The organism is Geodermatophilus sp. SYSU D01106 (assembly GCF_054049995.1).
The window spans coordinates 15,270-42,074 of the sequence record NZ_JBJGYM010000030.1; the positions used below are offsets into that span (position 1 = coordinate 15,270).

The 26,805-nt window shown below is 78.0% G+C and carries 28 protein-coding genes; 13 read left to right on the forward strand and 15 right to left on the reverse strand.

The annotated features are described in order from the left end of the window. Positions 1–416: 416 nt before the first annotated feature. From ACI78R_RS21705 to ACI78R_RS21720, 4 genes are read left to right on the forward strand one after another with little or no spacing between them, the layout of a single operon-like run. A complete protein-coding gene (locus ACI78R_RS21705) occupies positions 417–1,973 on the forward strand; it encodes a DEAD/DEAH box helicase (RefSeq protein ID WP_457042263.1) in 1,557 nt (518 codons plus the stop codon). An 18-nt stretch (positions 1,974–1,991) separates the two neighbouring features. Beyond that, positions 1,992–3,176, forward strand: coding sequence for an outer membrane protein assembly factor BamB family protein (locus ACI78R_RS21710; protein ID WP_457042242.1), 1,185 nt, complete (start codon positions 1,992–1,994; stop codon positions 3,174–3,176). Positions 3,177–3,221: 45 nt separating this feature from the next. Further along, on the forward strand, positions 3,222–4,124 hold the full coding sequence (locus tag ACI78R_RS21715) for an alpha/beta fold hydrolase (protein WP_457042243.1): 903 nt from the start codon (positions 3,222–3,224) through the stop codon (positions 4,122–4,124). Then, positions 4,121–4,984 carry an oxygenase MpaB family protein gene (locus ACI78R_RS21720; protein ID WP_245794696.1) on the forward strand — a complete coding sequence of 288 codons (864 nt, stop codon included), beginning with the start codon at positions 4,121–4,123 and terminating at the stop codon, positions 4,982–4,984. The genes ACI78R_RS21715 and ACI78R_RS21720 overlap by 4 nt, the downstream gene beginning before the upstream one ends. A 22-nt stretch (positions 4,985–5,006) precedes the next feature. Here the strand turns inward: ACI78R_RS21720 and ACI78R_RS21725 are convergent, their stop codons facing one another. The 5 genes from ACI78R_RS21725 to ACI78R_RS21745 all read right to left on the reverse strand — a co-directional run bounded on the left by ACI78R_RS21725 (position 5,007) and on the right by ACI78R_RS21745 (position 8,332). Next, a complete protein-coding gene (locus ACI78R_RS21725) occupies positions 5,007–5,852 on the reverse strand; it encodes a RecB family exonuclease (RefSeq protein ID WP_336027790.1) in 846 nt (281 codons plus the stop codon). Positions 5,853–5,881: 29 nt separating this feature from the next. Further along, complete coding sequence (locus tag ACI78R_RS21730; protein ID WP_457042244.1) at positions 5,882–6,739, reverse strand: PHP domain-containing protein; 858 nt, start codon at positions 6,737–6,739, stop codon at positions 5,882–5,884. 43 nt (positions 6,740–6,782) lie between these two features. Continuing rightward, positions 6,783–7,424: a PH domain-containing protein gene (locus tag ACI78R_RS21735; protein WP_457042245.1), complete on the reverse strand. Its 642-nt coding sequence runs from the start codon at positions 7,422–7,424 to the stop codon at positions 6,783–6,785. 7 nt (positions 7,425–7,431) lie between these two features. Next, positions 7,432–7,596 carry a hypothetical protein gene (locus ACI78R_RS21740; RefSeq protein WP_175562889.1) on the reverse strand — a complete coding sequence of 55 codons (165 nt, stop codon included), beginning with the start codon at positions 7,594–7,596 and terminating at the stop codon, positions 7,432–7,434. Between the two features lie 112 nt (positions 7,597–7,708). Then, entirely contained in the window at positions 7,709–8,332 is a 624-nt protein-coding gene (locus tag ACI78R_RS21745; protein ID WP_073421587.1) for a DUF6758 family protein, read from the reverse strand. 80 nt (positions 8,333–8,412) lie between these two features. On the opposite strand from ACI78R_RS21745, the gene ACI78R_RS21750 reads away from it, so the two are divergent. Continuing rightward, complete coding sequence (locus ACI78R_RS21750; RefSeq protein WP_457042246.1) at positions 8,413–8,838, forward strand: NUDIX domain-containing protein; 426 nt, start codon at positions 8,413–8,415, stop codon at positions 8,836–8,838. An 88-nt stretch (positions 8,839–8,926) separates the two neighbouring features. Here the strand turns inward: ACI78R_RS21750 and ACI78R_RS21755 are convergent, their stop codons facing one another. Then, a complete protein-coding gene (locus ACI78R_RS21755; RefSeq protein WP_073421586.1) occupies positions 8,927–9,436 on the reverse strand; it encodes a MaoC family dehydratase in 510 nt (169 codons plus the stop codon). Positions 9,437–9,576: 140 nt separating this feature from the next. On the opposite strand from ACI78R_RS21755, the gene ACI78R_RS21760 reads away from it, so the two are divergent. Together ACI78R_RS21760 and ACI78R_RS21765 are read left to right on the forward strand one after the other, a co-directional pair. Then, positions 9,577–10,065, forward strand: a complete 489-nt coding sequence (locus tag ACI78R_RS21760; RefSeq protein WP_457042247.1) for a hypothetical protein — start codon at positions 9,577–9,579, stop codon at positions 10,063–10,065. Continuing rightward, the gene (locus tag ACI78R_RS21765; RefSeq protein WP_457042248.1) at positions 10,062–11,063 is read left to right on the forward strand and encodes an MFS transporter permease; all 1,002 of its coding nucleotides are present in this window, start codon (positions 10,062–10,064) and stop codon (positions 11,061–11,063) included. Before ACI78R_RS21760 ends, ACI78R_RS21765 begins: the two co-directional genes overlap by 4 nt. Here the strand turns inward: ACI78R_RS21765 and ACI78R_RS21770 are convergent. After that, entirely contained in the window at positions 10,993–11,286 is a 294-nt protein-coding gene (locus ACI78R_RS21770) for a WXG100 family type VII secretion target (RefSeq protein ID WP_073421584.1), read from the reverse strand. The two genes, ACI78R_RS21765 and ACI78R_RS21770, sit on opposite strands and share 71 nt — an antisense overlap. A gap of 156 nt (positions 11,287–11,442) precedes the next feature. On the opposite strand from ACI78R_RS21770, the gene ACI78R_RS21775 reads away from it, so the two are divergent. After that, positions 11,443–14,511, forward strand: a complete 3,069-nt coding sequence (locus ACI78R_RS21775; RefSeq protein ID WP_457042249.1) for an FtsK/SpoIIIE domain-containing protein — start codon at positions 11,443–11,445, stop codon at positions 14,509–14,511. Continuing rightward, on the forward strand, positions 14,478–15,515 hold the full coding sequence (locus ACI78R_RS21780; RefSeq protein ID WP_457042250.1) for a hypothetical protein: 1,038 nt from the start codon (positions 14,478–14,480) through the stop codon (positions 15,513–15,515). Before ACI78R_RS21775 ends, ACI78R_RS21780 begins: the two co-directional genes overlap by 34 nt. Positions 15,516–15,523: 8 nt before the next feature. Here ACI78R_RS21780 and ACI78R_RS21785 read toward each other — a convergent pair whose 3' ends face one another. The 4 genes from ACI78R_RS21785 to ACI78R_RS21800 form a co-directional block, all read right to left on the reverse strand. Next, positions 15,524–16,036, reverse strand: a complete 513-nt coding sequence (locus ACI78R_RS21785; RefSeq protein WP_457042251.1) for a DUF6912 family protein — start codon at positions 16,034–16,036, stop codon at positions 15,524–15,526. A 69-nt stretch (positions 16,037–16,105) separates the two neighbouring features. Further along, complete coding sequence (locus ACI78R_RS21790; RefSeq protein ID WP_457042252.1) at positions 16,106–17,488, reverse strand: WS/DGAT/MGAT family O-acyltransferase; 1,383 nt, start codon at positions 17,486–17,488, stop codon at positions 16,106–16,108. 91 nt (positions 17,489–17,579) lie between these two features. Next, positions 17,580–18,875, reverse strand: coding sequence for an AAA family ATPase (locus tag ACI78R_RS21795; protein ID WP_457042253.1), 1,296 nt, complete (start codon positions 18,873–18,875; stop codon positions 17,580–17,582). Further along, complete coding sequence (locus tag ACI78R_RS21800; protein ID WP_457042254.1) at positions 18,875–19,795, reverse strand: SAF domain-containing protein; 921 nt, start codon at positions 19,793–19,795, stop codon at positions 18,875–18,877. Before ACI78R_RS21800 ends, ACI78R_RS21795 begins: the two co-directional genes overlap by 1 nt. A 201-nt stretch (positions 19,796–19,996) precedes the next feature. Here ACI78R_RS21800 and ACI78R_RS21805 point away from each other — a divergent pair, with 201 nt between their 5' ends. Continuing rightward, positions 19,997–20,305 carry a helix-turn-helix domain-containing protein gene (locus ACI78R_RS21805; protein ID WP_457042255.1) on the forward strand — a complete coding sequence of 103 codons (309 nt, stop codon included), beginning with the start codon at positions 19,997–19,999 and terminating at the stop codon, positions 20,303–20,305. A gap of 2 nt (positions 20,306–20,307) precedes the next feature. On the opposite strand, the gene ACI78R_RS21810 is transcribed toward ACI78R_RS21805, so the two are convergent. Then, positions 20,308–20,877 carry a hypothetical protein gene (locus tag ACI78R_RS21810; RefSeq protein WP_457042256.1) on the reverse strand — a complete coding sequence of 190 codons (570 nt, stop codon included), beginning with the start codon at positions 20,875–20,877 and terminating at the stop codon, positions 20,308–20,310. Positions 20,878–20,960: 83 nt separating this feature from the next. Between ACI78R_RS21810 and ACI78R_RS21815 the strand changes: the two genes are divergently transcribed. Together ACI78R_RS21815 and ACI78R_RS21820 are read left to right on the forward strand one after the other, a co-directional pair. Next, entirely contained in the window at positions 20,961–21,677 is a 717-nt protein-coding gene (locus ACI78R_RS21815) for a hypothetical protein (protein ID WP_457042257.1), read from the forward strand. Positions 21,678–21,783: 106 nt separating this feature from the next. Beyond that, on the forward strand, positions 21,784–22,326 hold the full coding sequence (locus ACI78R_RS21820; RefSeq protein WP_457042258.1) for an Rv3235 family protein: 543 nt from the start codon (positions 21,784–21,786) through the stop codon (positions 22,324–22,326). A gap of 93 nt (positions 22,327–22,419) precedes the next feature. Here the strand turns inward: ACI78R_RS21820 and ACI78R_RS21825 are convergent, their stop codons facing one another. From ACI78R_RS21825 to ACI78R_RS21835, 3 genes are read right to left on the reverse strand one after another with little or no spacing between them, the layout of a single operon-like run. Continuing rightward, positions 22,420–24,597, reverse strand: coding sequence for an MMPL family transporter (locus tag ACI78R_RS21825; RefSeq protein WP_457042259.1), 2,178 nt, complete (start codon positions 24,595–24,597; stop codon positions 22,420–22,422). Continuing rightward, the gene (locus ACI78R_RS21830; RefSeq protein ID WP_457042260.1) at positions 24,594–25,274 is read right to left on the reverse strand and encodes an MmyB family transcriptional regulator; all 681 of its coding nucleotides are present in this window, start codon (positions 25,272–25,274) and stop codon (positions 24,594–24,596) included. Before ACI78R_RS21830 ends, ACI78R_RS21825 begins: the two co-directional genes overlap by 4 nt. A 42-nt stretch (positions 25,275–25,316) precedes the next feature. Further along, positions 25,317–25,475 (reverse strand): hypothetical protein, encoded by a 159-nt coding sequence (locus ACI78R_RS21835; RefSeq protein ID WP_457042261.1) that lies wholly within the window; start codon positions 25,473–25,475, stop codon positions 25,317–25,319. A 211-nt stretch (positions 25,476–25,686) separates the two neighbouring features. Between ACI78R_RS21835 and ACI78R_RS21840 the strand changes: the two genes are divergently transcribed. Then, on the forward strand, positions 25,687–26,673 hold the full coding sequence (locus tag ACI78R_RS21840) for an SDR family oxidoreductase (RefSeq protein WP_457042262.1): 987 nt from the start codon (positions 25,687–25,689) through the stop codon (positions 26,671–26,673). Positions 26,674–26,805: the final 132 nt, after the last annotated feature.

The window sequence follows — 26,805 nt, forward strand, 5'->3', positions numbered from 1 at the left end:
CGCGCTACCATGGGAACAGGCGGGCCGCCAGGTCCGCTGGTATCTGTGCGCTGACGAACGTCGGAAGACGCCCCGAGGAGCCCCCACCGGGCACCGGGTGCGTCCCGGTCCTCCCCGGTCCGCTGGCCGCGTCGGCGCTGGAACGCATCCCGCGACACCCGACCGCGGAGCGCCCGGGCGACGCCACCGTCGCCCCCGGCCGCTCCCCCAGCCGACCAGAGGCGAGAACCCTGACCTCCACCGAGAACACCCGCACCGAGAACACCCCCACCACCCCCGAGATCGACCACGCCGAGAGCGGCGCGCCCGCTCCCGAGCAGGTCGAGCAGGTCGTCGAGGCGCTGGGCGGCGCCCCGGTCGCCGAGACCGCCCCGCTGTTCAGCGACTTCGACGTCCACCCCGACGTCGTCGCGGCGCTGGCCGAGGCCGGCATCACCCGCACCTTCGCCATCCAGGAGCTGACGCTCCCCCTCGCGCTGGCCGGCAACGACCTCATCGGCCAGGCGCGCACCGGCACCGGCAAGACCCTCGGCTTCGGCGTCCCGCTGCTGCAGCGCGTCGCCCCCGCGGCCGAGGGCGGCGACGGCGTCCCGCAGGCGCTGGTCGTCGTCCCCACCCGCGAGCTGTGCGTGCAGGTCGCCCGCGACCTCGGCACCGCCGGCGCCAAGCGCGGCATCCGGGTGCAGGCCATCTACGGCGGCCGCGCCTTCGAGCCGCAGGTCGCGGCACTCCAGGCCGGCGTCGAGGTCGTCGTCGGCACCCCCGGCCGGCTGCTGGACCTCGCGCAGCAGGGCCACCTGATCCTGGGCAAAATCCGCGTGCTCGTCCTCGACGAGGCCGACGAGATGCTCGACCTGGGCTTCCTGCCCGACATCGAGCGGATCCTCGCGATGGTCCCGGAGAAGCGGCAGACGATGCTGTTCTCCGCCACGATGCCCGGCCCGATCGTCACGCTGTCGCGGTCGTTCATGACCCAGCCGACCCACATCCGGGCGCACGGCAACGACGAGGGCTCGACCGTCCCGCAGACCACCCAGTTCGTCTACCGGGCGCACAACCTCGACAAGCCCGAGCTGCTCTCCCGCGTGCTGCAGGCCCGCGGCCGCGGCCTGGCGATGGTCTTCTGCCGCACCAAGCGCACCGCGCAGAAGGTCGCCGACGAGCTCGTCGACCGCGGGTTCGCCGCGGCCGCCGTGCACGGCGACCTCGGCCAGGGCGCCCGCGAGCAGGCGCTGCGCGCCTTCCGCAGCGGCAAGGTCGACGTCCTGGTCGCCACCGACGTCGCCGCCCGTGGCATCGACGTGACCGGCGTCAGCCACGTCGTGAACTACCAGTGCCCCGAGGACGAGAAGACCTACGTGCACCGGATCGGCCGCACCGGCCGCGCCGGCCGCGAGGGCGTCGCCGTCACGCTGGTCGACTGGGACGACATCCCGCGCTGGCAGCTCATCAACAAGGCGCTCGACCTGCCGTTCGCCGACCCGCCGGAGACCTACTCCACCTCGCCGTGGGTCTACACCGACCTCGACGTGCCCGAGGGCGCCAAGGGCCGGCTGCCGCGTGCGCAGCGCACCCGCGAGGGCCTCGACGCCGAGGTGCTCGAGGACCTCGGTGAGACCGGCAAGAAGACGAAGGGCGCCGGCCGCGGTCCCGCGCGCGAGGAGTCCCGGGAGGACGGCGAGCGGCCGGCCCGCTCGCGGTCGCGCTCGCGTCGCCGCACCCGCGGCGGCGAGTCCGCCGACGGCTCGGCTCCCGCGGAGGCCGGCACCGCGTCGGACGTCGCCCCGGCCGACGGCGCGCCGTCCGACGCCGCCGACGCCGGTGACGGCGCGCCCGCCGGCGACGGCACCCCGCGCCGCCGCCGTCGCCGCCGCGGTGGCTCCCGTCGCCGTTCCGGCGGCGCCGAGGCCGGGGCCGAGTCCTCCGGCGACTCCGGCGACGGCCCGGGCGGCGACTCCGAGTCCGCCGCCTGACGGCGCCCGCGTCCGCAGGTGGCGCTGCGTCCCCCGCCGCTGCGGGTCTGGGTCTGGACGGCGGGCACGCTCGTGCTGGCGCTGGTCGCCGTCCTGCTCTACCGCGGCTCCAGCGTCGCGGCCACCGACAGCACCACCGCGCCGGCGTCCCCGCTCCCCGGGGGGACGCCGGCTGGGCAGGTCGCGCAGGCCTGGTCGGCCGATGGCGAGGACCCGCCCGTGCAGCTGGTGCAGGAGGGCCGGGTCGTGGTGCCCGGCGAGCGCGGCCTCGTGGCCCACGACGCCGTCAGCGGTGAGGAGGCGTGGCACTACCGCCGCGACGACGCCGAGCTGTGCGGCGCCACCGCCGTCGACGGGATCGTGGTGGCGGTGTTCCGCACCGCCGGCCGCTGCGACGAGGCACTCGCCCTCGACGCGGCCACCGGCGTCCGGCAGTGGACGCGCAACCTGAGCCTGCGCGGCGACGCGACGATCCAGGGCACCAGCCAGGCCGTGCTGGCCAGCAGCACCACCGGCGTCGTGGTGATCGACCCGACCGGTGACAACGTCCGCTGGCGCACCGCCGCGGACGAGGGCTGCCGGCTCACCGACACCGCCGTCGGCAGTTCCGGGGTGGCACTCCTGCAGCGCTGCCCGGGCTCCGACGCCGTCCGGCTGCGGCTCTTCGACTCCTTCACCGGCCAGGCGCGGTGGAGCCGCGACGTCGCCGTGCCCGACGGCGGCGAGGTGACGCTGGTCGGCGCCGACCGGCTGGTCACCGTCGCCGCCGGCGGCAGGCTGCTGGCCTCCCGGCCCGACGACGGCTCCGAGGCGGCGGCGCTGCCCCTCCCCGAGGGCGATGGCGACGGCGACGGCGACGGCGACGGCGACGGCGACGGCGGCATCCTGCAGGGCGGCGCCGGCGACCTCGCGCTGCTGTGGGCCCGCGGCACGCTGTGGGCGGTCGACCCGGCCACCGGCGAGGTCCGCTGGGAGCGGCCCGCCCGGGGCCTGCCGGCCACCGCGGACGCGGCGAAGACCGCGGCCGGGGACGTCGCCGTCTGGGTGCCCGAGGAGGGCGGCTTCGTGCTCCGCGACCTCGCCACCGGCGAGGAGGCCGGACGGGCCGACGTCGACGGCGGCCTGGAGGCCGGCGGGCGCACCTCCGTGGCCGGGCCGGCGCTGGTGTACCGGCTCGAGGACCGGGTGCTCGGCTACCGCTGAGGGGCCTCGGCGGCACGCCGCGCCGGGTCGGGGTTCACTGGGTGCATGGTCCTGCCCGGGAGCCCCGAGCCGTCCGCCACCCTCGCCGTCCCCACCGACGACCTGCGTCAGCTCGCCGACCACGACGCCACCCCGCGCACCCTGCCGGGCCGGGCGGGCCCGCTGGCCGCGCTGGACACCGGCGGCGACGGGCCGAGCGGGACCGTGCTGATGGTCGCGGGCTACACCGGCAGCAAGGAGGACTTCGCGCCGCTGCTCGCGCCGCTGGCCGCCGACGGCTACCGCGTCGTCGCGATCGACCAGCGCGGACAGTTCGAGTCCCCCGGCCCCGACGACCCGGCCGCCTACACCGTCGCCGAGCTCGCCGACGACCTCGTCGCGGTCGCCCACCTGCTCGCCGGTGAGACCGGCGTCCCGCACCTCGTGGGGCACAGCTTCGGCGGCCTGGTCGCCCGCGCCGCCGTGCTCGCCGACCCCGCCGCGTTCCGTTCGCTCACCCTGCTCGGCTCCGGTCCCGCCCGGCTCACCGGCCCGCGGGTGGCGCTGCTGGAGCACCTCGGGCCGCTGCTCGACTCCGGCGGCGTGCCGCTGGTGCAGGCCACCCTCGAGCAGCTGGCGATGACCGACGAGCGCGCCCAGGCCGTGCCGGAGCCCACCCGCGCCTTCTACGCCCGCCGGTTCCTCGGCAACACCGCCGCCGGGCTGCGCGGCATGGCCGACGCGATGACCACCGAGCCCGACCGGGTGGCCGAGCTGGCCGCCACCGGCGTCCCGGTGCTCGTGGCCCACGGCGAGGCCGACGACGCGTGGTCCCCGGCCGAGCAGGCCGACATGGCCCGGCGGCTCGGCGCCCGCCACGAGGTGGTCCCGCACGCGATCCACTCCCCCGCCGTCGAGAACCCACCGCGCACGCTGCAGGCGCTCGAGGACTTCTGGACGTCGCTGTGAGCGGCGTGCGGCCGTCGGCGCGGGACTGGACGCCGGAGGAGGACCTGCTCGGCTTCTTCGGCCCCGACAGCGTCACCTGGCGGGTGCACGCCGATCCCGTGTACAGCGTCGGCGGGCTGCGCGCGCTGCTGCTGCAGGCGCTGCACCCGGTCGCCATGGACGGCGTCGCCCGCAACTCCGTCTTCCGCGAGTCGCCGTGGCAGCGGCTCACCCGCACCGCCGAGTACGTGGACACGCTGACCTTCGGCACCCGCCGGGAGGCGATCCGGGCGGTGCGCCGGGTGCGCGGCCTGCACCGCCGGCTCGGCGGCACCGAGGAGACGACCGGGCGCACCTACCGGGTCGACGACGCCGACCTGCTGCTGTGGGTGCACGCCTGCGAGGTCGACTCGCTGCTCGACGTCGCCCGCCGCGCCGGCGTCGTCACGCCCGCGGAGGCCGACCGCTACGTGGCCGAGCAGGTCACCGCGGCGGCGCTCATCGGCGTCGACCCGGACGACGTCCCGGCGTCCGTCGCCGAGCTCGAGGCCTACTTCGCGCGGGTCCGCCCGCAGCTCGCGCTGACGCCCGCCGCCCGCGAGGCGTGGCGGTTCCTCGTCGTCCCCCCGATGCCGCGCTGGGTGCAGCTCCTGACGCCGGCCCGCCCGGCCTGGGGGTCGCTGGCCTCGCTGGCGGTCGCCACCCTGCCGCCGTGGGCCCGCCGGCTGGCCTCGATGCCGGGTCTGGCGCTCACCGACACCGCGGCGACGGCGGCGCTGAAGGCGTTCCGTACCGGCCTGCTCGCGGTCCCGGAGCGGGCGCGGCGCTCGCCGATCGTGCGCGCCGGCTTCGACCGCACCGCGGCGGCCGAGGCGGTCTGACCGACCGGGTCGGACGACCGGGTCAGACGACCGCGTCGTCGTCGGCGGGCAGGCTGCTCCACGTCTCCCGCGCCGGGGTCGCGGCCTGGCCGGTCGGGCAGCTGGGCCGGAAGTCGCACCAGCCGCACTGCCGGCCCGGCGCCGTCGGGAACGCCTCGTCGGGCGACGCGCCGTCCTCCACCCGCTGGGTGGCGACGGCGATGTCGGCGGCGATGTCCTCGGCGCGGCGGACGTGGTTGGCCAGCGAGCGCTCGGTGTGCTCGAACGCCGCCACCGTGCCGCTGGGCAGGTGGTGCAGCTCCACCCGGCGGCAGGGCCGGCGCAGCGTCCGCTGCACGCCGAGCACGTACAGCGCCAGCGCCGGTGAGCCGCGCGCCTCGTCCTCGGTGCTGGGCACCCGGCCGGTCTTGTAGTCGACGACGACCAGCTCGTCGCCGCGCTGGTCGATGCGGTCGACCCGGCCCGACACCGCCAGCGCCGCCGTCGTCGCCGCGACCTGGCGCTCGGTGCCCACCGGCTCGTCGTCGGGGTCGAGGGTGGGCACGTAGTCGGTGAGCCAGCCGGCCGCGCGGGCCCGCCACGACGCCGACTGCTCGGCGTCGCGGAAGCCGGTGTCGGACCAGACGCCGTAGAGCAGCTGGCGGGCCGCGGCGGCGGTGCGGCGGTCGCGCGGCAGCTCCCACCACGAGCGCAGCGCCGCGTGCACCGCGGAGCCGACCGTGTTGTGCGCCCACGGCGGGCCCTTGGGCGGCGTGGGCCGGTCGACGTAGGCGAACCGGTAGCGGCGCGGGCAGTCGGCGAAGGCGGCGAGCTTGCTCGGGGTGGCCGGGAACAGCCGCCGCGGCATGCCGGGCATCTCCAACTGCACGCCCCCACGCTAGCCGGGCGCGCCGACGATCAGCCGGAGAACACGGTGCTGCCGGAGCCTGCGGCCAGCAGCGCCTCGTACTGTCCCGGGTCGGTGCGGCAGGCGGCGATCGGCGTCGTCTTGTTCGTGCCGTGGTAGTCGCTGGACCCGGTGGTCAGCAGGCCCAGGTCGCGGGCCAGGCCGCGCAGGTGGTCGCGCTCGGCGGGGCTGTGGTCGGGGTGGTCGACCTCCAGCCCGAGCAGCCCGGCGCCGGCCATCGCGGCGATCGCGGCGTCGTCGACCACCCGCCCGCGCTTGGTGGCCAGGCCGTGGGCGAAGACGGGCACCCCGCCGGCGGCGCGGACCAGCGCGATGCCCTCGAGGACGTCGGTGTCGGCCTTGGCGACGTAGTACGGGCTGCGGTGGCTCAGCAGGGTGGCGAACGCCTCGTCGACCGATCCGACGACGCCCGCCTCGACCAGCGCGCGGGCCACGTGCGGCCGGCCGACCACCCCGCCGCCGGAGGCCTGCACGATCCGGTCCCAGACCACCGGGTACCCGGCGGCGGCCAGCGCGGTGACGATCCGCTCGCCGCGGCCGAGCCGCTCGGCGCGCAGCCGGCCGAGCTCGGCCGACAGCTCGGGGTGGTCGGGGTCGAACAGGTAGGCCAGTAGGTGGACGCTGACCGGCGGCTGGTCGGCGGGGAACCAGCGGCAGGACAGCTCCATGCCGGGGACGACGGTGAGCCCGGCCGGGCGGGCCGCGGCGGCGACGGCCCAGCCGGCGGTGGTGTCGTGGTCGGTGAGGGCGACGACGTCGAGGCCGGCGGCGCGGGCGGTGGCCAGCAGCTCGGCGGGGGTCTCGGTGCCGTCGGAGACCGACGAGTGGGTGTGCAGGTCGATCAGCATCGGCGTCCAGCCTCCCCCAGCGCGGCGGCCCGCGCCGGGAGCCTCACGCGCCGGGCGGGTCCTGGCGGGCGCCGGGGATGGGCTGGGTGTCGTGCCGCACGCGTGGTCGCTGCCGCCGCGGCACGGCCGGCTCGGGGTTGCCCTCGTCGTCGCCGCTGGACGCGCCGCCGTGGTCGCTGCCGAACAGCAGCCCGCTGACCTCGTGGTACAGGAGGTCGGCCCGCGGCAGGTAGGTGATCTGCGAGAGCGCCTGCTGCTGGCCGGCGGACTCGAAGCGGAAGGTGCCGTAGCCGAGCACCTGGCCCAGCAGCGTCTCCTTCCACGTGAGGTCGGTGATCCGGCGCAGCGGCAGCAGGGTGACGGTGCGCGCGACGATCCCCGAGGTCAGCAGCACGCGGCGGCGGGTCACGATGAAGTGCCGCATCCACCACTCGCCGGCGCGCAGCGCGAACCAGCCCAGCGCGCCGACGGCGACCAGCAGGCCGATGCTGGCGGAGAACCGGTTGTCGGGGTCGAGGGTGAGCACCCAGACGCCGATCGCGAACACCGGGAGCGCGCGGGCCGCCGGCGACAGCAGCACCGCCCAGTGCCGGCGGGTGGCGACGACCGCCTGCTCGCCGGGCAGCAGGTACTTGGCGGCGTCCTTGGCCCACCGCGGCGGGCGGCCGTCGGCGGGGCCGGACACGGCCCGGCTAGCCGAGCGAGGTGACGAAGTCGGCGATCGAGGACGCCGCGTCGCCGAGCGCCTCCCCGGCGCTCTTGACCATCTCGGCCGAGGACTCCGGCTGCTGGATCACGTAGAAGACGACGAAGGCGATGGCCAGCCAGACGAGCACCTTCTTCAGGTTCACCGCCACCTCCGGAGTGCGCGCGGACCGGCGGGCACGGTGCCCGCGCGGGTCGGCCCGGAGGCCTGCCCCATGGGTAACACGTGTCCCAGCCGGGGCGGCGGCGGACACGCCGGTGCGGTCACTCCCCGGGCAGGAAGTGCTCGCTCGGCGGGCCCAGCGGCAGGTCGGGGTAGAGCCGGTCGCGCAGGTCGAGCAGGCGCAGCGGCTCGGCGACGAGCCAGCCCGCCGCCATCGGCCACATCACCAGCCACAGCCACACGCCGTAGGCCTCGCCGACGAACGCGGCCCGGTCGTCGGAGGTGGGGACCGCCCACAGCGGCGCGTGCTGCCCGGCCGCCTCGACGGAGGCGACCGACGGGCCGGTGATGACGTCGCCGGGGTCGAGCCCGGGCAGGCCCGCGTAGCCGCAGCCGACGCCGGTGCCCGGCTCCTCGGCGACCAGCACCATCTCCGCGGGACCGCCGAGCGGCGCGGGGCCGGCGCAGCCGACGACGATCGCCCGCGCGCCGGGTTCCCCGCCCCACGCCAGGCCGGTGACCGACCAGCCGGCGGGCACGGGGTCGGGCACCCAGGCGGGGACGCGGGCGTCGGCGGTGACGGCGGCGATCGCGTCGTGGGCGATGACGGCGGTGTGGTGCAGCGGGGTGACGGCGCCGTGCAGGTGGCACCAGGCCTGCGCCGAGTCCCCCGGCCGGACGACGAGCGGCTCGCCGCAGCGGGGGCAGACCGGGGAGGCGCTCATCGGAGACACCGTCCTGTCACGCGCGGTTCCCGTCAAGCGGGGGCGGACGGTCCCGGTCCGTGTCGCCGTACCCTGCGCGGGTGCCGCCCGACTCCCCCGCCACCGGCCCGCCGGTGCGGGCCTGCGTGGGCGCGGTGGTGCTCGACGACGCCGGGCGGCTGCTGCTGGTGCGCCGCCGCAACGAGCCGGGCCGGGGCCTGTGGTCGGTGCCCGGCGGGCGGGTGGAGCCGGGTGAGTCGCTGGGCGCCGCGGTGGCCCGGGAGGTCCGCGAGGAGACCGGCCTGGTGGTGACCGTGGGCGCGGAGGTCGGGCGGGTGACGATCCCCGGCGACGGCGTCGTCTACGAGGTCGCGGACTTCGCCTGCACGCTCACCGGCCCGGCCGACCCGGTGCCGGGCGACGACGCGGACGCCGTCGTGTTCGCCGACGCGGCCGACCTCGACCGGCTGGCCTGCACGCCGCGCCTGCTGGAGACGCTGCGCGGCTGGGGCGCGCTGCCCGGCTGAGCGGGCGGCGCGCCCTGGCGCGTCGGCTGTGGGGGACTCGACCGGGCCTGGACCGCGGGGCTCAGCTGCGGGACCTCAGCTGCGGGTCTCAGCTGCGGGGCTTCGGCTCCGGGCGCCCGGGCTGCTCGCCGCCGCGGGCCTCGCCGTAGGAGCGCTTGGGCACCATGACCTTGCGGCGGAAGACGCACACGACCGTGCCGTCCTGCTTGTAGCCGATCGTCTCGACGTACACGACGCCGCGGTCGTCCTTCGACCTCGACTCGGTCTTGTCGAGCACCGTCGTCTCGCCGTAGATGGTGTCGCCGTGGAAGGTCGGCGCCACGTGCCGCAGCGACTCGATCTCCAGGTTGGCGATGGCCTTGCCCGAGACGTCGGGGACGCTCATGCCGAGCAGCAGCGAGTAGACGTAGTTGCCGACCACCACGTTCTTGCCGAAGTCGGTGGTCTCCGCCGCGTAGTGGGTGTCCAGGTGCAGCGGGTGGTGGTTCATCGTGATGAGGCAGAACAGGTGGTCGTCGTACTCGGTGACGGTCTTCCCGGGCCAGTGCTTGTAGACCGCGCCGACCTCGAACTCCTCGTAGTACCGACCGAACTGCACGTGTGCTCTCCCGACGTCGTCGTGCGGTGAGAGGGCGCGGCGCACGCGCGCGGACGGGCCCCGTGGGACGGGTGGGGCCAGTTGCCCACCACGCGGCGCCGGTGACCCATCTGGACGGCCGCCGATCCTACGATGCCCCGGTGGTCCGCCCGCTCCGCACCGGCGACCCCGCGGAGGGCGACGTCATCAGGCTGTCCCCCGCCGGTCGCCGCGCCCGCCTGGCCGCCTCGCTCGTGGTCCTCGCGCTGCTCCTGGCCGGCACGGTCTGGGGCACCGACGCCCACTTCCCGTTCGGCCCGTTCAAGATGTACTCGACCCGCGCGTCCAACGACGCCCCGGTGGTCTCCACGCGTGTCGTCGGTCTGACCGGTGACGGGCGCGAGGTGCGGCTGTCCGGCGGCGAGGTGGGCCTGCGCCGTGCCGAGTTCGAGGGCCAGCTGCCGCGCCTGGTCGACGACCCGGCGCTGCTGGTCCTGCTCGCCGACACCTACGCCGAGCACCACCCCGGCGGTCCGGAGCTGGTCGAGGTGCAGGTGGTCCAGCGCCACTTCGAGCTCGTCGACGGCGAGGTCACCGGCGCGTGGACCGACGAGGTGCTCGTCGAGCAGGAGCTGGAGGTCGGCCCGTGAGCGCCACCCTGCCCGCCGAGGCGCCCGCGGGTCCGCGCCGGCGCAACCCGCTGCGCGGCTTCTGGACGCAGCCGGTGCCGCTGGCCCGGATCGCGGTGTTCCGCACCATCGCCTACCTGTTCGTGCCGGTCGACGTCTTCCTCACCACCGCCTGGGTGAGTGCGCACGCCGACGTCCCGACCGCCTACTACCAGCCGCTGGTCATCGGCCGGCTGCTGGACCTGCCCACCCCGACCTCGACCGTCGTGCACGTCGTGCAGTGGGCCCTGGTGGCCTGCGCGCTGGCGGCGGCGACCGGTCGCGCACCCCGCCTGCTCGGTACCGCGGTGTTCGTCCTCTACCTCGAGTGGATGGTCATCGCGATGAGCTACGGCAAGGTCGACCACGACCGCATCGCCTACCTCGTCGCGCTCGCGGTGCTGCCCACGATCGGCGTCGCCCGCTGGCGGGACCGCCGCTCGTCGGAGGCCGCCGGCTGGGCGATGGCCGCGGTGATGGTGACCGTCATGCTCACCTACTTCCTGGCCGCCTGGGCGAAGATGCGCTTCGGCGGCTGGGACTGGGCGACCGGCTCGACGATCACCCGCGCGGTCATCCGCCGCGGCACCGTCCTGTCGGAGTGGACGCTCGACGTCCCCGGCCTGCTCACCGCCGTCCAGTGGGCGATGCTCGTGCTCGAGTTCGCCGCGCCGCTGATGCTGCTCGTGCGGTCCGACCGGGCGCGCACCGCGCTGGTGCTCTTCCTGCTCGGCTTCCACCTCATGGTCTTCGGCGGCCTGCGGATCATCTTCCTGCCGCACTGCGTCGCGATCCTGTCGATCCTGCCGTGGGAGCGGTTCCCCGACGCCGTCGCCGCCGTGCGCGGGCGGCTGGGGCGGGGACGGGCACCGGCCGCCCCCGCCGCCCGCGCCACCGGGCTGAGCCGGCTCAGACCAGCGCCCCGATCCGGGCCGCGACGTCGGCCTCGTGCTGCTGGTAGGACGCCGCCACCGCGGTGAGCAGCCCGCCCATGCCGGTGAGCGCGTCGCTGACCGACTGCGCCGAGGCCCGCCACTGCTCGTAGAGCGCGCTGAACTGCACGGCCGCCTGGCTGTCGGTCCACCCGTCGAGCACCGAGCCGGTGACGCTGCTCGACAGGGTGGCGTGCCGGGCGGCGGTGTCGGCCGCCTCCGCCTGACACTGCCCGGCCAGCGACTGCAGCGTGGCGATGTCGACCCTCATGACCCCTCCGTTCCGTCCCGGGCACCTCCCGGGACCTGGGGGCGGACGCTAGGGCCGGACCGCGACGGCGCCCGCTCCCCCGTCCACAGCCCGCCTCCTGTCCACAGTCCGCGCCGGCGGCCCCCGCCCGGGCGCGTGGGACCGCACGGTCGCCGGGTGCCCGCCTCCCCGCCGGACGTCCCCCCGCGCTGCTGGACCGTGGTCGGCCCCGAGGGCGCCGTCGACGTCGAGGTCTCCGCCGCCGACGACGATCCGCTCGGCGCCGTGCTGCCCGTGCTCACCGCGGCGCTCGGTGTCCCGGCGGCCGGCGTGTGGTCCGGGTCGACCCGGCTCGGCGACGACCTGCCGCTGACCTCGCCGCTGCTCGCCCACGGCGTCGTCCTGGGCCTCGGCCGGCCGGCGCCCCGCGACGAGCGGCCGCCGAGCCCGCTGGAGCTGCACGTGGTGGGCGGCCCGGCGGCCGGGACGACCGTCGGCCTGGCCTCCGGGCGGCACGTGCTCGGCCGCGGCGCCGGCGCCACGCTGCCGCTCCCCGACCCCGGGGTGTCCCGGCGGCACGTGCGGCTCGACGTCGGCGCCGGCGGCACCACCGTCACCGACCTCGGCTCGACCAACGGCACCCGGCTCGACGACCGCGACCTCACCGGCCCGGCGGCCTGGCCCGACGGTGCGCCGCTGCGGGTGGGCGCCAGCACGCTGGCGGTCACCGGCCCGCGGGACGCCCCGGCGGCCACGCGTCCGTCCCCCGGCGGGCGGGTGCTGCTGCAGCCGGGCGTGGCGCCGTCCGCCGGGCGTCCCGAGACCGAGGTGGTGGTGCCCGGCCCGCCGGAGGACCCACCGCGCCGGAGGCTGGCCTGGGTGGCGGTGCTGCTGCCCGCCGTCGCCGGCGCGTGCCTGGCCTGGGCGCTGGCGACCCCGACGTTCCTCGTCTTCGCACTGCTCTCGCCGCTGGTCGCGGTGGGCACCTGGGCCTCCGACCGGTGGACCGGCCGGCGGTCGGGGCGCCGGGCGGCCGCCGCACACGCCGAGGAGGTGGCGGCGACGCGGGCCCGCGTGGCCGAGGCCGTCCGCGCCGACGTCCGGGCCGCCGCCCGGGCGCTGCCCGACCTCGCCGCCCTGGCCGGCGCGGCCCGCCGTCGCACCGCGCTGCTGTGGTCGCGCAGCGCCGACGAGCTGGTCGTCCGGCTGGGCCTGGGCCCCGGACCGACCCGGGTGGTCCGGGTCGAGGAGGGACGGCGGCACCCGGAGACCGCCGGTGACCTGCCCGTCGCCCTGGACCTGCTGCGCGCCGGCGGCCTGGGGGTCACCGGCCCGCGGGCGGCCGCCCTCGGCGTCGCGGCGGGCGTGCTCGCGCAGGTGACGGCGCTGCACGCACCCGGGGACGTCGACGTCGCGCTGCTCGCGGCGCCCGACCGTGCCCGCGACTGGGCGTGGGCGCGGTGGCTGCCGCACCTGGCGCCCGGCGCGGTGCACGCGCGGGCGGGCACGGCGGCCGGGTGGCTGGCGGCGCTGGTGGTCCGGCCGGGCGGGCGGCTGCTGCTCGTCGTCGACCGCCCGGTGGACGACGAGGAGCGCGACGCCCTCCGCCGCTGCCGCGCGGCCGGGGCGCTGCTCCTGTCGGTCGCCGGGCGCATCGGCGAGCTGCCCGTGTCCGGCGGGGCCGTCGTGCAGGTCGGGGGCGAGACCGGCGACACCGGTCTCCTCGACCGCGGGGACGGGTCCGCCCGGGCCCAGTTCACCGCCGACCGCCTGCCCCGGCCGGTCGCCGCCCGGCTCGCCCGCGACCTGGCCGCGCTCGACGCCGGCCGCGCGGCCCCTCCCCTGCCGCGCACGGTCCGGCTCCTCGACCTCGTCGGGCCGGACGACGGCGGCCCGGTGGCGGTCGCCTGGACGCGCGCGCGGGACTCGCTGCGCGTCCCGCTGGGGCGCACGGCCGACGGGACCGCCGTGGTCGACCTCTGCCGGGACGGGCCGCACGCGCTGGTCGCGGGCACGACCGGGTCGGGGAAGTCCGAGCTGCTGCAGACGCTGGTCGCCGGGCTCGCCCTCGCCTCCCCGCCCGACCGGTGCTCCTTCCTGCTCGTCGACTACAAGGGCGGTGCCGCCTTCGCCGAGGTCGCGGCCCTGCCGCACACCGTGGGCCTGGTGACCGACCTCGATGCCGCAGCCACCGCCCGGGCGCTGCGCTCGCTCACCGCGGAGCTCACCCGGCGGGAGGCGCTGCTCGCGGCGGCCGGGGTCGCCGACCTGGCCACCCTGCCCGACGACGTGGCGCTGGCCCGCCTGGTCATCGTCGTCGACGAGTTCGCGGGCCTGGCCGAGGAGCTGCCGGAGTTCGTCAGCGGGCTGGTCGGGATCGCGCAGCGCGGCCGGTCGCTGGGCGTGCACCTCGTGCTGGCCACCCAGCGGCCCGGCGGCGTGGTGTCCCCCGAGATCCGGGCCAACTGCTCGCTGCGGCTGTGCCTGCGCACCACCGACGAGGCCGACTCCCGTGACGTCCTGGGCGGCCCCGAGGCGGCGCGCGTCCCGGCCGACCGGCCCGGCGGCGGGCTCCTGCGCGTCGGGTCGGCGCGTCCGGTCGCCTTCCAGGCCGCCCGGGTGGCGAGCACCCCTCCGCCGCGGGCCACCGGTCCCACCGTGCGCCGCCGGCCCTGGCCGCCCGGGCCCGCCTCCGACGGCGGGCCGGGGACGCCGCGGGGCGCGACGGACCTGGCCCGCATCGCGGAGGCCGTGACGCGGGCGGCCGGGTCGGCTGGCGGGGCACCGCCGCACCGCCCCTGGCAGCCGGCCCTGCCCGACCGGCTGCCCGCCGCGGACCTCCCGGCCCCGGCCGGCCCGGGCACCCGCCTGCCGGTGGGCCTCGTCGACCGCCCCGACCGGCAGGCCCGCGAGGTGCTCGCCCTGGACCTGACCGGCGGCGGGGGCTGGCTGGCCGTCGGCGGGCCCCGCAGCGGCCGCACCACCCTGCTGCGGACGGTGCTCGCCGAGGCGGTCACCCGGCTCACACCGGACCGGCTGCACGTGCACGTCCTCGACCACGGCGGCGGCGCGCTGGCCGCCGAGGCGGCCCGGCTGCCGCACACCGGCACCGTCGTCGGCGCGGGCGACGCCCTGCGCACCGTCCGGCTGCTGGCCCGGCTCGCGGAGTCGGTCGCGGCCCGCCGCGCGTCCCCGAAGTACGGCGGGCCCCCGTGCTGCTGCTCGTCGACGGCGTCGAGTCGCTGATGGCGCAGCTCGACGAGGCCCTGCCGGGACAGGGGTCGGCCGAGCTGCTGCGGCTGCTGCGCGACGGCGCCGCGGCGGGCCTGACCGGCGTCCTCACCGCCGACCGGGCGGTCCCCGGCGGGCGGCTGGCCGCGGTCGCCGGCACCCGGCTGGTGCTCCCGCTGCCCGACCGCGCCGACTACGCCGTCGCCGGCGTGCCGGTGCGCGCCGTCCCCGCCTCCCGGCCGCCGGGTCGGGCGCTGCTCGGCGAGGACGCGCTCGAGTGCCAGCTGGCCCTCCCGCGACCGCTGCCCGCGCCGTTTCCCGGGCCGTACCGCGGGGCGGCCGCGACCACGGCCCTGCGCATCCCCGAGCTGCCGCCGGCGCCGGTGCTGCCGCCCGGCGGCGCCGGCGACGACCCGCTCGCCGCGGTGCCGCTCGGACCGGGTGGCGACGAGGGGACCGTGCTGCACGCCGACCTGCGCCGCGGCGGCGGGCTGCTCGTCGTCGGGCCGCCGCGCAGCGGCCGCACCGGCGCACTCACGGCGGTCGCCGGCACGCTCGCGGGCTCCGGCGTCCCGGTGGCGCAGCTCGTCCGCGGCCGGCAGCCCGTCGTCGCACCGGGCGCGGTGGCCCTCGCCGCCGACGACGTCGCCGGCTGGCACGCCTGGCTGCACGCCCTCGACGGCGGTCCCGGGGTCCTCGTGGTCGACGACGCCGGCCCCCTCGCCGACGCACCGGTGCTCCTCGCCGCCACCGGCGCCGGGCTCCCCGGGCGGGACGTCGTCACCCTCGCCGCCGGCACCGCCGGTGAGCTGTCCGGCGCCTTCCGCGGCCCGGTCGCCGACCTGCGCCGCAGCCGCAGCGGGCTGCTGCTGTGCCCGGGTCCCGGCGACGCCGACCTGCTCGGCATCCGGCTGCCGCGCACGCCGGTGCCGGTGCGCCCGGGATCGGGCTGGCTGGTCGCCGCCGGCGTCGCGCAGCGGGTCCAGGTCGCCCGGCACGCCCCCGGCGGCGGGCCGTGACCGGTGGGTCAGAGCAGGTCGAGCGCCGGCCCGATCTCCTGCGTCGCGTACCAGGCCAGCTCGTGCCCCTCGGCCTGGTCGACGACGAACTGCGCCTCGTCGCTGCCGAGGTCGGCCTCCAGGACCACACCGACCGCGGCCCGGACGTCGTCCTCCGCGTCGGCCCCGTCGACGTGCGCGCTGGCCACGTCCGCGAGCGCGACGTCCCCGGTCACCCGCACCGCGCCGGGGTCGGTGTCGGCGTCGTCGACCTCGGTGACCGCCGTGTCGGGGACGTCGGCGGCCAGCACCACCCGGCGCCGGGCGGCTCCCGGGTCGACGTCGATCAGCCGCAGGCTCGCCCGGGCGGCCGCCAGCAGCGCCGCGTACTCGAGCTCCTCGACGTCGGCCGCGGCGTCGCTGAGCACGTAGTACCCGCGCAGCCGGGCGGTGACGGCGAAGGCCGTGTGCGGTCCGGCGAGGCGGCCCTCGTCCACCAGGCGCCGCAGCACCGTGGTCGTGGCCGGCAGGTAGATCCGCACCCGGCCGCTCCTCTCCTGTCAGGGACCGCGACGGTATCCCGCGCCCGTGCGCCGGCCGCGTGCAGCAGGTCAGCGCACGGACTCGGCGAGGGCCGCGACCTCCTGCTCGACGAGGTCGGCCAGCACGTCGACGTCGCCGACGCCGTCGCGGTCGGCGTTGAGGCCCACGTACACGGAGCCGTCGTAGCTGGTCATCCCGACCGACAGCGCCTGGCCGCCGACCAGCGGCACGACGGGGAAGACCTCCAGCATCCGGCTGCCCGCGGCGTAGAGGGGCTGCTGCGGGCCGGGGACGTTGGTGACGACGAGGTTGAACATCCGCCGCGACAGGCCCCGCGCCGCCCGGGCGCCCAGCGCGTGCAGCGTCGGCGGCGCGAAGCCGGTCAGGGCGATGAGCGCGTCGGCGCGCACCGAGCGGCCCGAGTCGGTGACGCCGCGCATGGCGTAGCTCAGCCGGGCCAGCCGCACCCACGGGTTGGGCTCCCCGACGGGCAGGTCGACCAGGTAGGCCGCGACGCTGCCCCCGGGCGCCCGCTGTTCCTCGCCCTGCACCGACACCGGCACCAGCGCGCGCACCGCCGTCGAGCCGAGCACGGGCTCCCCGCGCGAGAGCAGCCAGTCGCGCAGCGCGCCGGTCAGCACGGTGAGCAGGACGTCGTTGACCGTGCCGCCGTGCGCCTTCCGGATGGCCTTGAGGTCCTCGAGGTCGGCGCGCGCCACCGCGACCCGGCGCTGGGTGCCCAGTGTCCGGCCGAGCGGGCCGTGCGGGGCAGCGAGGATCGCCGAGCGCGCGGCGCGGGCGAGCCCCTCGGCCACCCCGGCCACGCGGGCGGCGGTCGAGCGCAGGTCCCCGACGGCCGCGCGCGCGTTCTCCAGCACCGCCGTCGGCCGCTGCACGGACTCCACGAGCGCGTCGCGGACCAGACCGACCCGGCCCGGCAGCCGGCGCGGCACCCAGGAGTCCGCGGCAGGCACGGACGCCTCGGGGGTGGTGTCGAGCAGGACCTGCGCGATGTCCACCGCACCCAGCCCGTCGACCAGCGCCGGGTGGGTCTTGGTGACCACCGCGACCCGGCCCTCCTCGAGCCCCTCGACGAGGTAGACCTCCCACAGCGGCCGGTCGCGGTCCAGCGGCCGCGAGGTCACCCGGGAGACGAGGTCCAGCAGCTGCGCCCGGGTGCCGGGACGGGGCACCGCCGAGCGCCGCACGTGGTAGGCCACGTCGAAGTCCGGGTCGTCGGCCCAGACCGGGTTGGCCAGGCGCCCGGGCACCAGCACGATCCGCTGCCGGTAGCGCGGCACCAGCGGCAGCCGCGCCTCCAGCAGCTCCGCGAGCGCGTCGAGGCCGCCCTGGACCGGCTCGAGCACCAGCACGCCCGCGACGTGCATCGGCGCCCCGGCGTCCTCCAGGTACAGGAAGGACGCGTCCAGGGTCGTCAGCCGCTCGGCCATCGTCCTCCTCCGGATCGGTGCCCCACGCTACGGGGCCGGGCGGCGGCGCCCCAGTCCACGCGGCGGTCCCCGTCCCGGCCGGGGGTGCGGGTCACCCGGCGCGCCGGCGGCGGCACCCGCGGCGTCCCGGTGCCGGCTCGGGCACCCGGGCCAGCGCGGCGGCCAGCCCCCGCAGGCCCGCCCGCAGCGGCGAGCCCGGCGCCACCTCGGCGAGCGTCCGGCCCGAGGCGAGCGCCGCATCGGTGGCACCGCGGTCGGCCGGGAGGAAGGCGCGCACCGGCCGGCCGGCGAAGCGCTCGAGCGCCTCCCCGATCTCCCGGCGGGCGTCCCCGGGCACCGGCCCGCGGCGCACCTGGTTGACCACCACCACCGGCTCCACCTCGGGCAGCAGGTCACGCAGCTGGCCCAGGGCGCGGATGGTGCGCTGCAGGCCGACCGGGTCCGCGCCGCTCACGCACAGCACCTCGTCGGCACTCTCGAGCACCGTCACGGTGGCGCCGTTGCGCCGTGGTGCGGCGGTGTCGAAGGACAGCTCCTCGTCCTCCTCGAGGTTGAAGGCGCAGTCGACGACGGTCAGGTCCGCCACCCGGCGGGCCTCGTCCAGCACGGCGCCCACCGCGCGGGGCCGCAGCTCGGGCCAGCGGTCGGCCCGCGCGAGCCCGGTGAGCACCGACAGCTGCGGCCGCACCGACCAGGCGAGCCGGAGCAGCGCCGCCTCGTCGAGCGTGCCGGCGGCCGCCTGCCGCGCGGCTCCGGCCAGCCCGGGCGACTCGTCGAGCAGCCCGAGCACCTGCGCGACGACGCCCCCGTAGACGTCGGCGTCGACCAGCAGCGTCGGCACGCCGAGCCGGGCCGCCTCGTCGGCGAGGCCGACCGCGACCGTCGTCCGCCCGGGCGCCCCGGTCGGTCCCCACACCGCGACGACCCGGCCGCGGGCGGGCCGCCGGTCGGCCGGTCCGGGCCCGTCCCCGCCGGCTCCCGGGAGCGCCGCACGCGGGTCGGCGACGTCGTGCCCGCCTGCCGGACCGCCGGTGACGGCCTCGCGCAGGGCCCGCACCACCTCCTCCGGAGCGGCGTCCGCGGGCAGCACGGTCGTCACGCCGAGCGCGCGCAGCCGGTCGCCGGCCCGGTCGTCGCCGGGGTCGACGAGACCGACGACGGCCACCCCGCCGGCCTGCAGCCGGGCGACGGCGTCGACGTCGAGCCGGTGCAGGTCCGCCGACAGCAGCGCCGCCTGCGCGGTGCCTGTCGCCGCCGTGGCCAGCAGGTCGGAGGCGTCGACGCAGCGGCGGACCACCGTGACGCCGTGGTCGGCGCGGTCGAGCGCGCCCACCAGCGCGGCCTCCCAGGCGGCGCCGGTGACCGCGGTGACGACCTGCAGCGCCATCAGAGGGTGGGCCCGGCGGGAGCGCCCGGGCCGGCGACCGGCGCCGGGGCGGGCTGCACCACGGGAGGCGCGGCCGTCGTCGACGGCGCGGCGGGCGCCGGCAGCGGACCGCCCGCGGCGGGCGCGCCGGTCGTCGGGGTGCTCGTCGGGGTGCTCGTCGAGGAGGCGCCCGTCGTCGGGGCGCCCGGGGACGGGGAGGCCGACGGCCGCGCCGCGGAGGGAGCACCGTCCACCGAGCCGTCCACCGAGCCGTGCACCACGACGACCAGCGGCCGCCCGCCGATCGACCCGAGCACCGCGGCCGCGTCCGCGGCGGGGACGCCGACGACCACCTGCACCGTCGTCGTCGCCGTCGACAGCACGCCCTCGGCGCGCCCGCTGACCGCCTGCACCGTCGCTCCCTCGACCACGGGGACGACGCCCTCGCCGGTCGTGGTGCCGGCGGGGTCGGTCACGCCGTACACGTCGACGACCTGGCCGCGGGTCAGGCCCGGCGGGACGTAGCCGGCCTGCACCGGGAGGGCCACCTGGACCAGGTCGGCCGGCTCCTCCAGGGCAGCGCGCGGCAGCAGCTCTCCGGCCCGCACCGCCCGGGCGAGCGTGCGGCCGGCGGGGTCGGTGCCGGTGGACAGGTAGGCGCCGGCGGCGTCGCCGAGCCGGACCTGCACGGCGACGAGGTCGGCGGCCTGGATCTCGGTGCCCGCGGCGAGGTCGGCGGCCACGGACCAGACGGGCACGGTCGCGTCGGCGGCACCGACCACCCGCGCGCCGAGCAGCACCGACCCCAGCACCAGCAGGACACCGAGGACCAGCCGCAGGTCCAGCCACCGCGGCGGGCGGACGCGGCGCGGCACCGGGCCCGCCGCCGTCCCCGTGGCCGGCGTGGCCGTCGGCGGCACCGTGCGCGTGGCAGCGCTCACCGGGCGCTCCTCTCAGTCCCCGGAGCCGTGTGCGGCTCCCCCGCACCGGCGGGCGTGACGACCGGCATCCCGCGCGGTCGGACGCAGATGATGCGGTACGGGTGCGGATGGACGCACGGGTTGTCCACACGTTCGGGTGTGGACGGGATGCACGCGGACGGTCGCGGTGCTGACAGACTGGCGGCGACCGGACGGAGAGCCATGCCCACACCGCGATTCCTGACCCTCGACGACGTCGCCGAGGTCCTCAACGTCTCCTGGTCGCAGGCCTACGCGCTGGTGCGGCGCCGGGAGCTGATCGCCATCCAGATCGGCGGCCGCGGCCAGTGGCGGGTCGAGGTCGACGAGCTCGAGCGGTTCATCCAGCGGAAGTACGCCGAGGCGCGCGCCGGTGCGGTCCCCGCCGCCGAGGAGCTCGCGTCCGCCGACGCCCCCGCGGCGGGCGGGGACGCCGAGGCCGAGACACCGGCCGAGGCCGGCCCCACCCGCGGACGGCGTTCCCGCCGCTGACCTCAGGCGGCGCCCGGGGTCAGCGTCCGCACCACGGCCACCGCCGCCAGCACCACCGCGCGCACCGAGCGCACGGCCCCGGCCCGCCGGAAGTCCTCCGGCGCGTGCTCGGCCAGCTCGACGAAGTCCGCGCCCACCCGGTCCACCGCGCCCGTGAGCACCGCGCCGTCGTCCAGGACGACGGCCACGGCGGCGCGGTCGCGCGCCAGCCCGCGGAGCGCCCGCCGCAGGTCCAGGGCCGCGCGCACCGGCGACGCCGGCTCCGCGGCCGCCGTCGACCGCACCAGTCCCGACACCGCCAGCACCGCCGGCAGGGCCACCAGCACCTCGCGCCCGGCGTCGTCGGTCAGCAGCGCCCAGTCCGGCCCCACCTCCTCGAGGCGGCCCGCGACCTCGCCCGCCCCGCGGCAGCGCAACGACACCCGCGCGCCCACCGCGCCGCCGAGGCGCCCGACCAGCCGGACGGCCGCCGTCTCGGCCCGCGACCGGGACGGCAGCTCGGCGCGCTCCTCCGCGGCGGCGGCTTCCTCGAACTCCGCCTGCAGGTCGGTGAACAGCTGCTGCCAGCGCATGACCGGAGCGTAGATCCACAGCATTCGTTGCGTTTGCGTGCGTTTGTCTGCTCTAGTACGCCGACGCGTGCAGAGGAGGAGACATGTCGATGCGTCGGCTCGTCGTCACGACGGCGGCGATGGCGGCGGTGGCGGCCGTGCTGGCCGTGCTCACCCCGGACACGTCCTGGCTCTCGGCCGGGAGCCTCCAGCACGCCGTCGACACGGCCGGCCCGGAGGCCGTGCTGCTGTCCGCGGTGGCGGCCGCCGCGTGGCTGACGTGGGCGTGGGGCGCGCTCGGGCTGGTGCTCACCGCCCTCTCAGCGCTCCCCGGACTCGCCGGTGCGGCCGCCGCGCTCGTCCTGCGGGTGGTCGTGCCCGCCGCCGGCCGGCGGGCCGCCGCGCTCGCGCTCGGCGTCGGTCTCGCCGCGACGCCGGTGCTCACCGGCTGCACCGGCCCGGCCGCCGTCGTCCCGGCCGCCGTCGTCCCGGCCGCCGCCACCGCCTCGGCCGCCACGCCCGCCGCCACCACACCGGCCGTCGTGCCGGACTGGCCCACCGCGCCGGCGGCCACCCCCACCGGCACTCCGACGACGCCGGTCCCCGACTGGCCCCTCCCCGCACCGGGCGACCACGTCGTCCTGCGCGGCGAGTGCCTGTGGTCGATCGCCGAGGCCGACCTCCGCGAGCGGACCGGGCGCGAGCCGGCCGACGCCGAGGTGGCCGAGGCGGTCGGCCGGTGGTGGTCGGTCAACGCCGACGTCATCGGCACCGACCCCGACCTCCTACTGCCCGGCCAGGTGCTGCGCCCACCCGCCTGAACCACCCGCCGGACCACCTGCCCGCACCGCCAGCCCGCACCACCTGCACCGCCCCGTCCCGGCCGCTCCCCCGGCCCGCCCCTCCGACCCGACCCCGGGAGCCTCCGTGACCGCCGCCTCCCCCGCCGGCCCGCAGCCGGCCGTCGCCGCCCCGCGCCTCACACTCGTCCCGGCCCTGCACCCGCCGCTGCGCGGGCCCGCCGCCGTGCTGGTCGACCCGACCACCCCGCCACCACGGCCGCCGCACCGCCCGGGCCCCCGCCCGGTGGCCGACGGCGGGCCCGCGCGCCGGCCCGACCTGCTCGGCCCCGCGTGGTCGGTGCGCGCCGGGCTGCCCGACCCGCGCGCGGCAGGGCGGCTGCTGTTCACCACCGTGCTCGAGGCGCTCGCCGGCCGCCGCCCGATGGGTCAGGTGCAGCGGCTGACCTCGCCGGGCGTGCACGCCGCCCTGCTGGCCGGGCGCCGGCCGGCGTGGTGCAGCCACGGCGCCGGACCGCTCCTGCTCGGGCCGGTGTCGGTCTGCGAGCCGGTCGACGGCGTCGCGGAGATCAGCGCCGTGGCCCGCCGGGCCGGCCGGGCGCACGCGGTCGCCGCCCGGCTCGAGGGCAACCACGGCGTGTGGCGCTGCACCGCGCTGTCGATCGGCTGACGGCCGGGGCGTCCCGCCGCCCGAGGTGACCGCGTGCCGGGGCCCGGCCCACCCGACGACGTCGAGCGGACCGGGCCCGGGACACGGCTGGGGTCAGCCGCGCACGCCCTGCAGGTCCTCCTCGCGGTCCCGGCCCGGCGCCGGCGACCCGACCGCGTCCCCGGCGTCCTCGGCCACCTCGGCCTCGATCCGCGGCAGCAGCCGGTCGAGCCAGCCGGGCAGCCACCAGCTGCGCCGGCCGAGCAGGCTCATCGTGGCGGGCACGAGCACCATCCGGACGACGGTCGCGTCGAGGAACACCGCGACCGCCATCCCCAGGCCGATCTGCCGGACGACGAGATCGGACTCGGTGGCGAACCCGAGGAAGACGACCACCATGACGGCGGCGGCGGTCGAGATGACCCGTCCGGTGCCGGCGACGCCGCGCACCACGCTCGCCCGGGCGTCGCCGCTGCGCAGCCAGTGCTCCCGGATCCGCGAGAGCAGGAACACCTCGTAGTCCATGGACAGGCCGAACAGGATCGCGAACATCAGGATCGGCAGCCAGCTCGAGACGGGCATGGCCGCGTCGAGACCCATCAGCCCGCTCCCCCAGCCCCACTGGAACACCGCGGTGACCACGCCGTAGGCGGCGCCGATCGACAGCAGGTTGAGCGCGGCCGCCTTCAGCGGCACGACGGCCGAGCGGAACATCGCCGCGAGCAGCAGCACCGACACGGCGACGACGAAGCCGACGACCAGCCACAGCCGTCCCGACAGCATCCCGGCGATGTCGGTGAACATGGCGGTGCTGCCGGTGACCTCCGCTCCGTCGAGGTCGGCGCGCAGTCGCTCCAGCAGTCCGGGCGTGCGCTCGTCGGCGGGGCCGAAGGCGGGCTGCGCCTCGAGCACGGCGACCGCGCCGTCCGGCGACACGACCGGCTCGCTGACGGCGACCACGCCGTCGGTCCCCCGGAGCTGCGCGGCGGCCGCCGCGACGCCCGCGTCGCCGACCTCCGCGCGGTCGACCACCACGGTGAGGGGCCCGTTGGCCCCCTCCCCGAACTCCGCGGTGACGATGTCGTAGGCCTGTCGCGTCGTGCTGTCGGCCGGGTTGTTCGACACGTCCCGCGGGAAGGTGCGCATGTCGAGGGCCGGCAGGGCGAGCGCGCCCATCAGGAGCACGGCGGCGAGCGCCCAGGGCACCGGCCGGCGGGCGACCGCCGCCGCCCACCGCGCGGACCACGGCTCGCGCACCGGCCGGCGCCGACGGGGCGGGAGGCCGCGGCGCTCCCGGCGCGGCAGCAGCCGGCGGCCGAGGAGGCCGCAGAGCGCCGGGACGAGCGTCAGCGCGGCCGCGGCGACGGCCACCACGGCGATCCCGGTGGCGAACCCGAACGTCGTGTACATGGGGATGCCGGCGAGCGGGAGGCCCATCAGCGAGACCAGGACGATCGCCGCGGCGAAGACCACGGAGCGGCCCGCCGTGGCGGTCGCCCGGCCCGCGGCCTCGACCACCGGGACGCCGGCCCGCACGAACTCCAGGTGCCGGGTGACCAGCAGCAGGGCGTAGTCGATCCCGACGCCGAGGCCCACCATCACCGCGACCGTCGGGGCGGTGCTGCTGACGTCGGTGACGGCGGCCAGCAGGCTGATGCCGGCCGCGGAGACGCCGAGCCCGGCGAGGGCCACCAGCAGGGGCAGCCCCGCGGCGACGACGGTGCCGAGGACCACGACCATCAGCACGAGGGCCACCGCCACGCCGGCGATCTCGCCGGTGCCCTGCACCTCCTCGGCGGACGTGTTGGGCAGCTCGCCGCCGAGCTCGACCCGCAGCCCGCCGGCGGCCCCGTCCACCGCCTCCTCCAGCGCCTCGACGCCGCGGCCGCCGGCGAGGTCGGGATCGGTCACGGGCACGTCGAGGACGACGCCGAGCAGGGCGGTGTCCCGGTCGTCGGACCAGCGCGGCGGCGACACCGACGTCACGTGGTCGACCTCGGCGATCCGGGCGGTCAGGTCGGCGACGTCGGCGTCGCTCACCTCACCGCCCGCAGGGTCGTGGACGACGACCTGGGCGGAGCTGCCGGCCGCGCCCGAGCCGGGGAAGTGCTCGCGCAGCGACTCGACGCCGGTGAGAGCGCGGGCGCCCTCGACGTCGAAGTCGTCCTGGGGCGTCCCGCCGAGCGCGCCGGCGGTCAGGGTGGCCACGACGGCGAGCAGCACCCAGGCGGTCAGGGTGCGCCACGGGTGGGCGGCCGTGGCCCGGCCGAGGTGGTGCAGCAGGCGGGTCATCGCGGGCCCCCGGACCCCTCGCCGCCGGCGCCCGAGGACGTGAGGCTCTGGGCCCCGATGACCGCGAGCACCTCGAGCTTCTCGTGGCTCTCGGTGCCGGGCTCGGCCGTGTAGACCATGAGGCGGTGCGACTGGTGCGGGTCGACCAGCGTCTGGCAGTTGAGGTCGAGCCGGCCGACCTCGGGGTGTCGGTAGCGCTTCCGCTCCTCGAGGTGGATCCCGACCTCGTGGACCTCCCACAGCGAGCGGAACTCCTCGCTCTCCTCCAGGAGCAGCCCGGCGAGGTACGCGGCCCGCGACCCCGGTCCCCGCATCGCGAGCAGCGCGCGCAGCCCGGCGGCGTAGGTCCGCGACATGTGCGCGTGGTCCTCCGGCAGGTACAGGTCCCGCGCCGCGGGGTCGGTGAACCAGCGGTAGCCCCGGCTGCGCGCCGGACCGGTGTAGCGCATCGCGTCGCCGACGAGCGCGACCCCGGGCGGCGTCTGGCGGAGCGTCTCGCCGACCTCGGTGACGATCTCGGCCGGGGTGTCGCCCAGCCGGTCGAAGATGCGCAGCAGCCCGGGGCTGACGTGCTCGCTCGCCGCGCCGCGGGGCGGCGCCTGGTGCCCGGCGAGGCGGAACAGGTGGTCGCGCTCGTCGACGGACAGGTGCAGCCCCTGCGCGATGGCGGCGACCATCTGCTCCGACGGCTGCGGTCCGCGCTCGCGCTCGAGGCGGGACTAGTAGTCGGTCGACATGAAGCACAGCGCCGCGGCCTCCTCGCGGCGCAGGCCGGCGGTCCGGCGGCGCGGCCCGCGGGGCAGGCCGACGTCCTCGGGCTGGAGCACTTCCCGGCGTCGGCGGAGGAACTCCGCCAGCCCGGTGCGGTCGATGGCCACGTGTCTCCTCGGGGGATGGGGTGCGACCGGCCCGGCCGGGGCGGTCGCTGCCGTGTCTATCGGCGCGGCGCCGGCGCAGACACGGCCCGCTGATCCCCCTCTCGCGGGGCCCGGACGGGGGGATCGGCAGGTCCTGCCTCGCGCCGGCCGGAACGCCGACGGTGGGGACACGGCGCGGACAGCGCCGACCCCACGAGCACAGGAGCCCGAGATGGCCCGCACCATCGACATCCCCGTCCCCGACCTGTCGGGCAAGCGGGTGGTCCTCACCGGAGGCAGCGACGGCATCGGCCTGGTCCTGGCCCGCCGCCTGGCGCAGGCCGGTGCGGACCTGGTCCTGCCGGTCCGCAACCGCGGCAAGGGCGAGGCGGCGACGGCGGAGATCCGCGCCCGCGTCCCCGGGGCACGGATCACCCTGCACGCGCTCGACCTGTCCTCCCTCGCGTCGGTGGACGACCTGGCCGGCGTCCTGCTCGCCGAGGGCCGCCCGATCGACGTCCTGATCGCCAACGCGGGCGTGATGACGCCGCCGGAGCGCCGGACGACGGCCGAGGGGCACGAGCTGCAGTTCGGCACGAACCACCTCGGCCACTTCGCCCTCGTGGCGCGGCTGATGCCGCTGCTGCGTGCCGGCCGTGCCCGGGTGACGACGCAGCTGAGCATCGCGGCGAACAGCAACGCGATCAACTGGGACGACCCGGACTGGGAGCGGTCCTACGACGGGATGCGCGCCTACAGCCAGTCGAAGATCGCCGCCGGGCTGTTCGCACTCGAGCTCGACCGGCGCAGCGTCGCCCACGGCTGGGGCATCACGAGCACCCTGAGCCACCCCGGTGTCGCCCCGACCAGCCTGCTCGCGGCGCGGCCGGAGATCGGCCGCGCCGACGAGGGGCGCGAGCTCCGGATCATCCGCCGGCTGTCGGCGCTGGGCATCGCGGGGACGCCGGAGACCGCGGCCCTCCCCGCGCTGCTCGCCGCGACGGCGCCCGACGCCGTCGGCGGCCGGTTCTACGGCCCCAGCCGGTTCTGGCACGTGAGCGGCCCGCCGGCCGAGCAGCGCCTGTACCGCACCCTGCGCAGCGCCGAGGACGCCGCGCGCATCTGGCGGCTCTCCGAGGAGCTGACCGGCCTGGCCTTCCCCGCGGACGGGGCCGGGCACGTCGCCGGACCGGCCGGCGACCGTCGTGCACCGGCCTGACGGCGTCGCGCCGAGGTCCGGGGGTCCCGTGACCGGCGCCCCGGCCGCCGGGGGGGGGGGGGGGGGGGGGGGGGGGGGGGGGGGGGGGGGGGGGGGGGGGGGGGGGGGGGGGGGGGGGGGGGGGGGGGGGGG

Coding starts and splice junctions, on each gene's coding strand:
- ACI78R_RS21715 (WP_457042243.1), top strand. CDS start 3,222: ATGGTCCTGCCCGGGAGCCCCGAGCCGTCCGCCACCCTCGCCGTCCCC.
- ACI78R_RS21730 (WP_457042244.1), bottom strand. CDS start 6,739: ATGCTGATCGACCTGCACACCCACTCGTCGGTCTCCGACGGCACCGAG.
- ACI78R_RS21745 (WP_073421587.1), bottom strand. CDS start 8,332: ATGAGCGCCTCCCCGGTCTGCCCCCGCTGCGGCGAGCCGCTCGTCGTC.
- ACI78R_RS21770 (WP_073421584.1), bottom strand. CDS start 11,286: ATGAGGGTCGACATCGCCACGCTGCAGTCGCTGGCCGGGCAGTGTCAG.
- ACI78R_RS21790 (WP_457042252.1), bottom strand. CDS start 17,488: ATGGCCGAGCGGCTGACGACCCTGGACGCGTCCTTCCTGTACCTGGAG.
- ACI78R_RS21795 (WP_457042253.1), bottom strand. CDS start 18,875: ATGGCGCTGCAGGTCGTCACCGCGGTCACCGGCGCCGCCTGGGAGGCC.
- ACI78R_RS21805 (WP_457042255.1), top strand. CDS start 19,997: ATGCCCACACCGCGATTCCTGACCCTCGACGACGTCGCCGAGGTCCTC.
- ACI78R_RS21810 (WP_457042256.1), bottom strand. CDS start 20,877: ATGCGCTGGCAGCAGCTGTTCACCGACCTGCAGGCGGAGTTCGAGGAA.
- ACI78R_RS21815 (WP_457042257.1), top strand. CDS start 20,961: ATGTCGATGCGTCGGCTCGTCGTCACGACGGCGGCGATGGCGGCGGTG.
- ACI78R_RS21825 (WP_457042259.1), bottom strand. CDS start 24,597: ATGACCCGCCTGCTGCACCACCTCGGCCGGGCCACGGCCGCCCACCCG.
- ACI78R_RS21830 (WP_457042260.1), bottom strand. CDS start 25,274: ATGGTCGCCGCCATCGCGCAGGGGCTGCACCTGTCCGTCGACGAGCGC.
- ACI78R_RS21840 (WP_457042262.1), top strand. CDS start 25,687: ATGGCCCGCACCATCGACATCCCCGTCCCCGACCTGTCGGGCAAGCGG.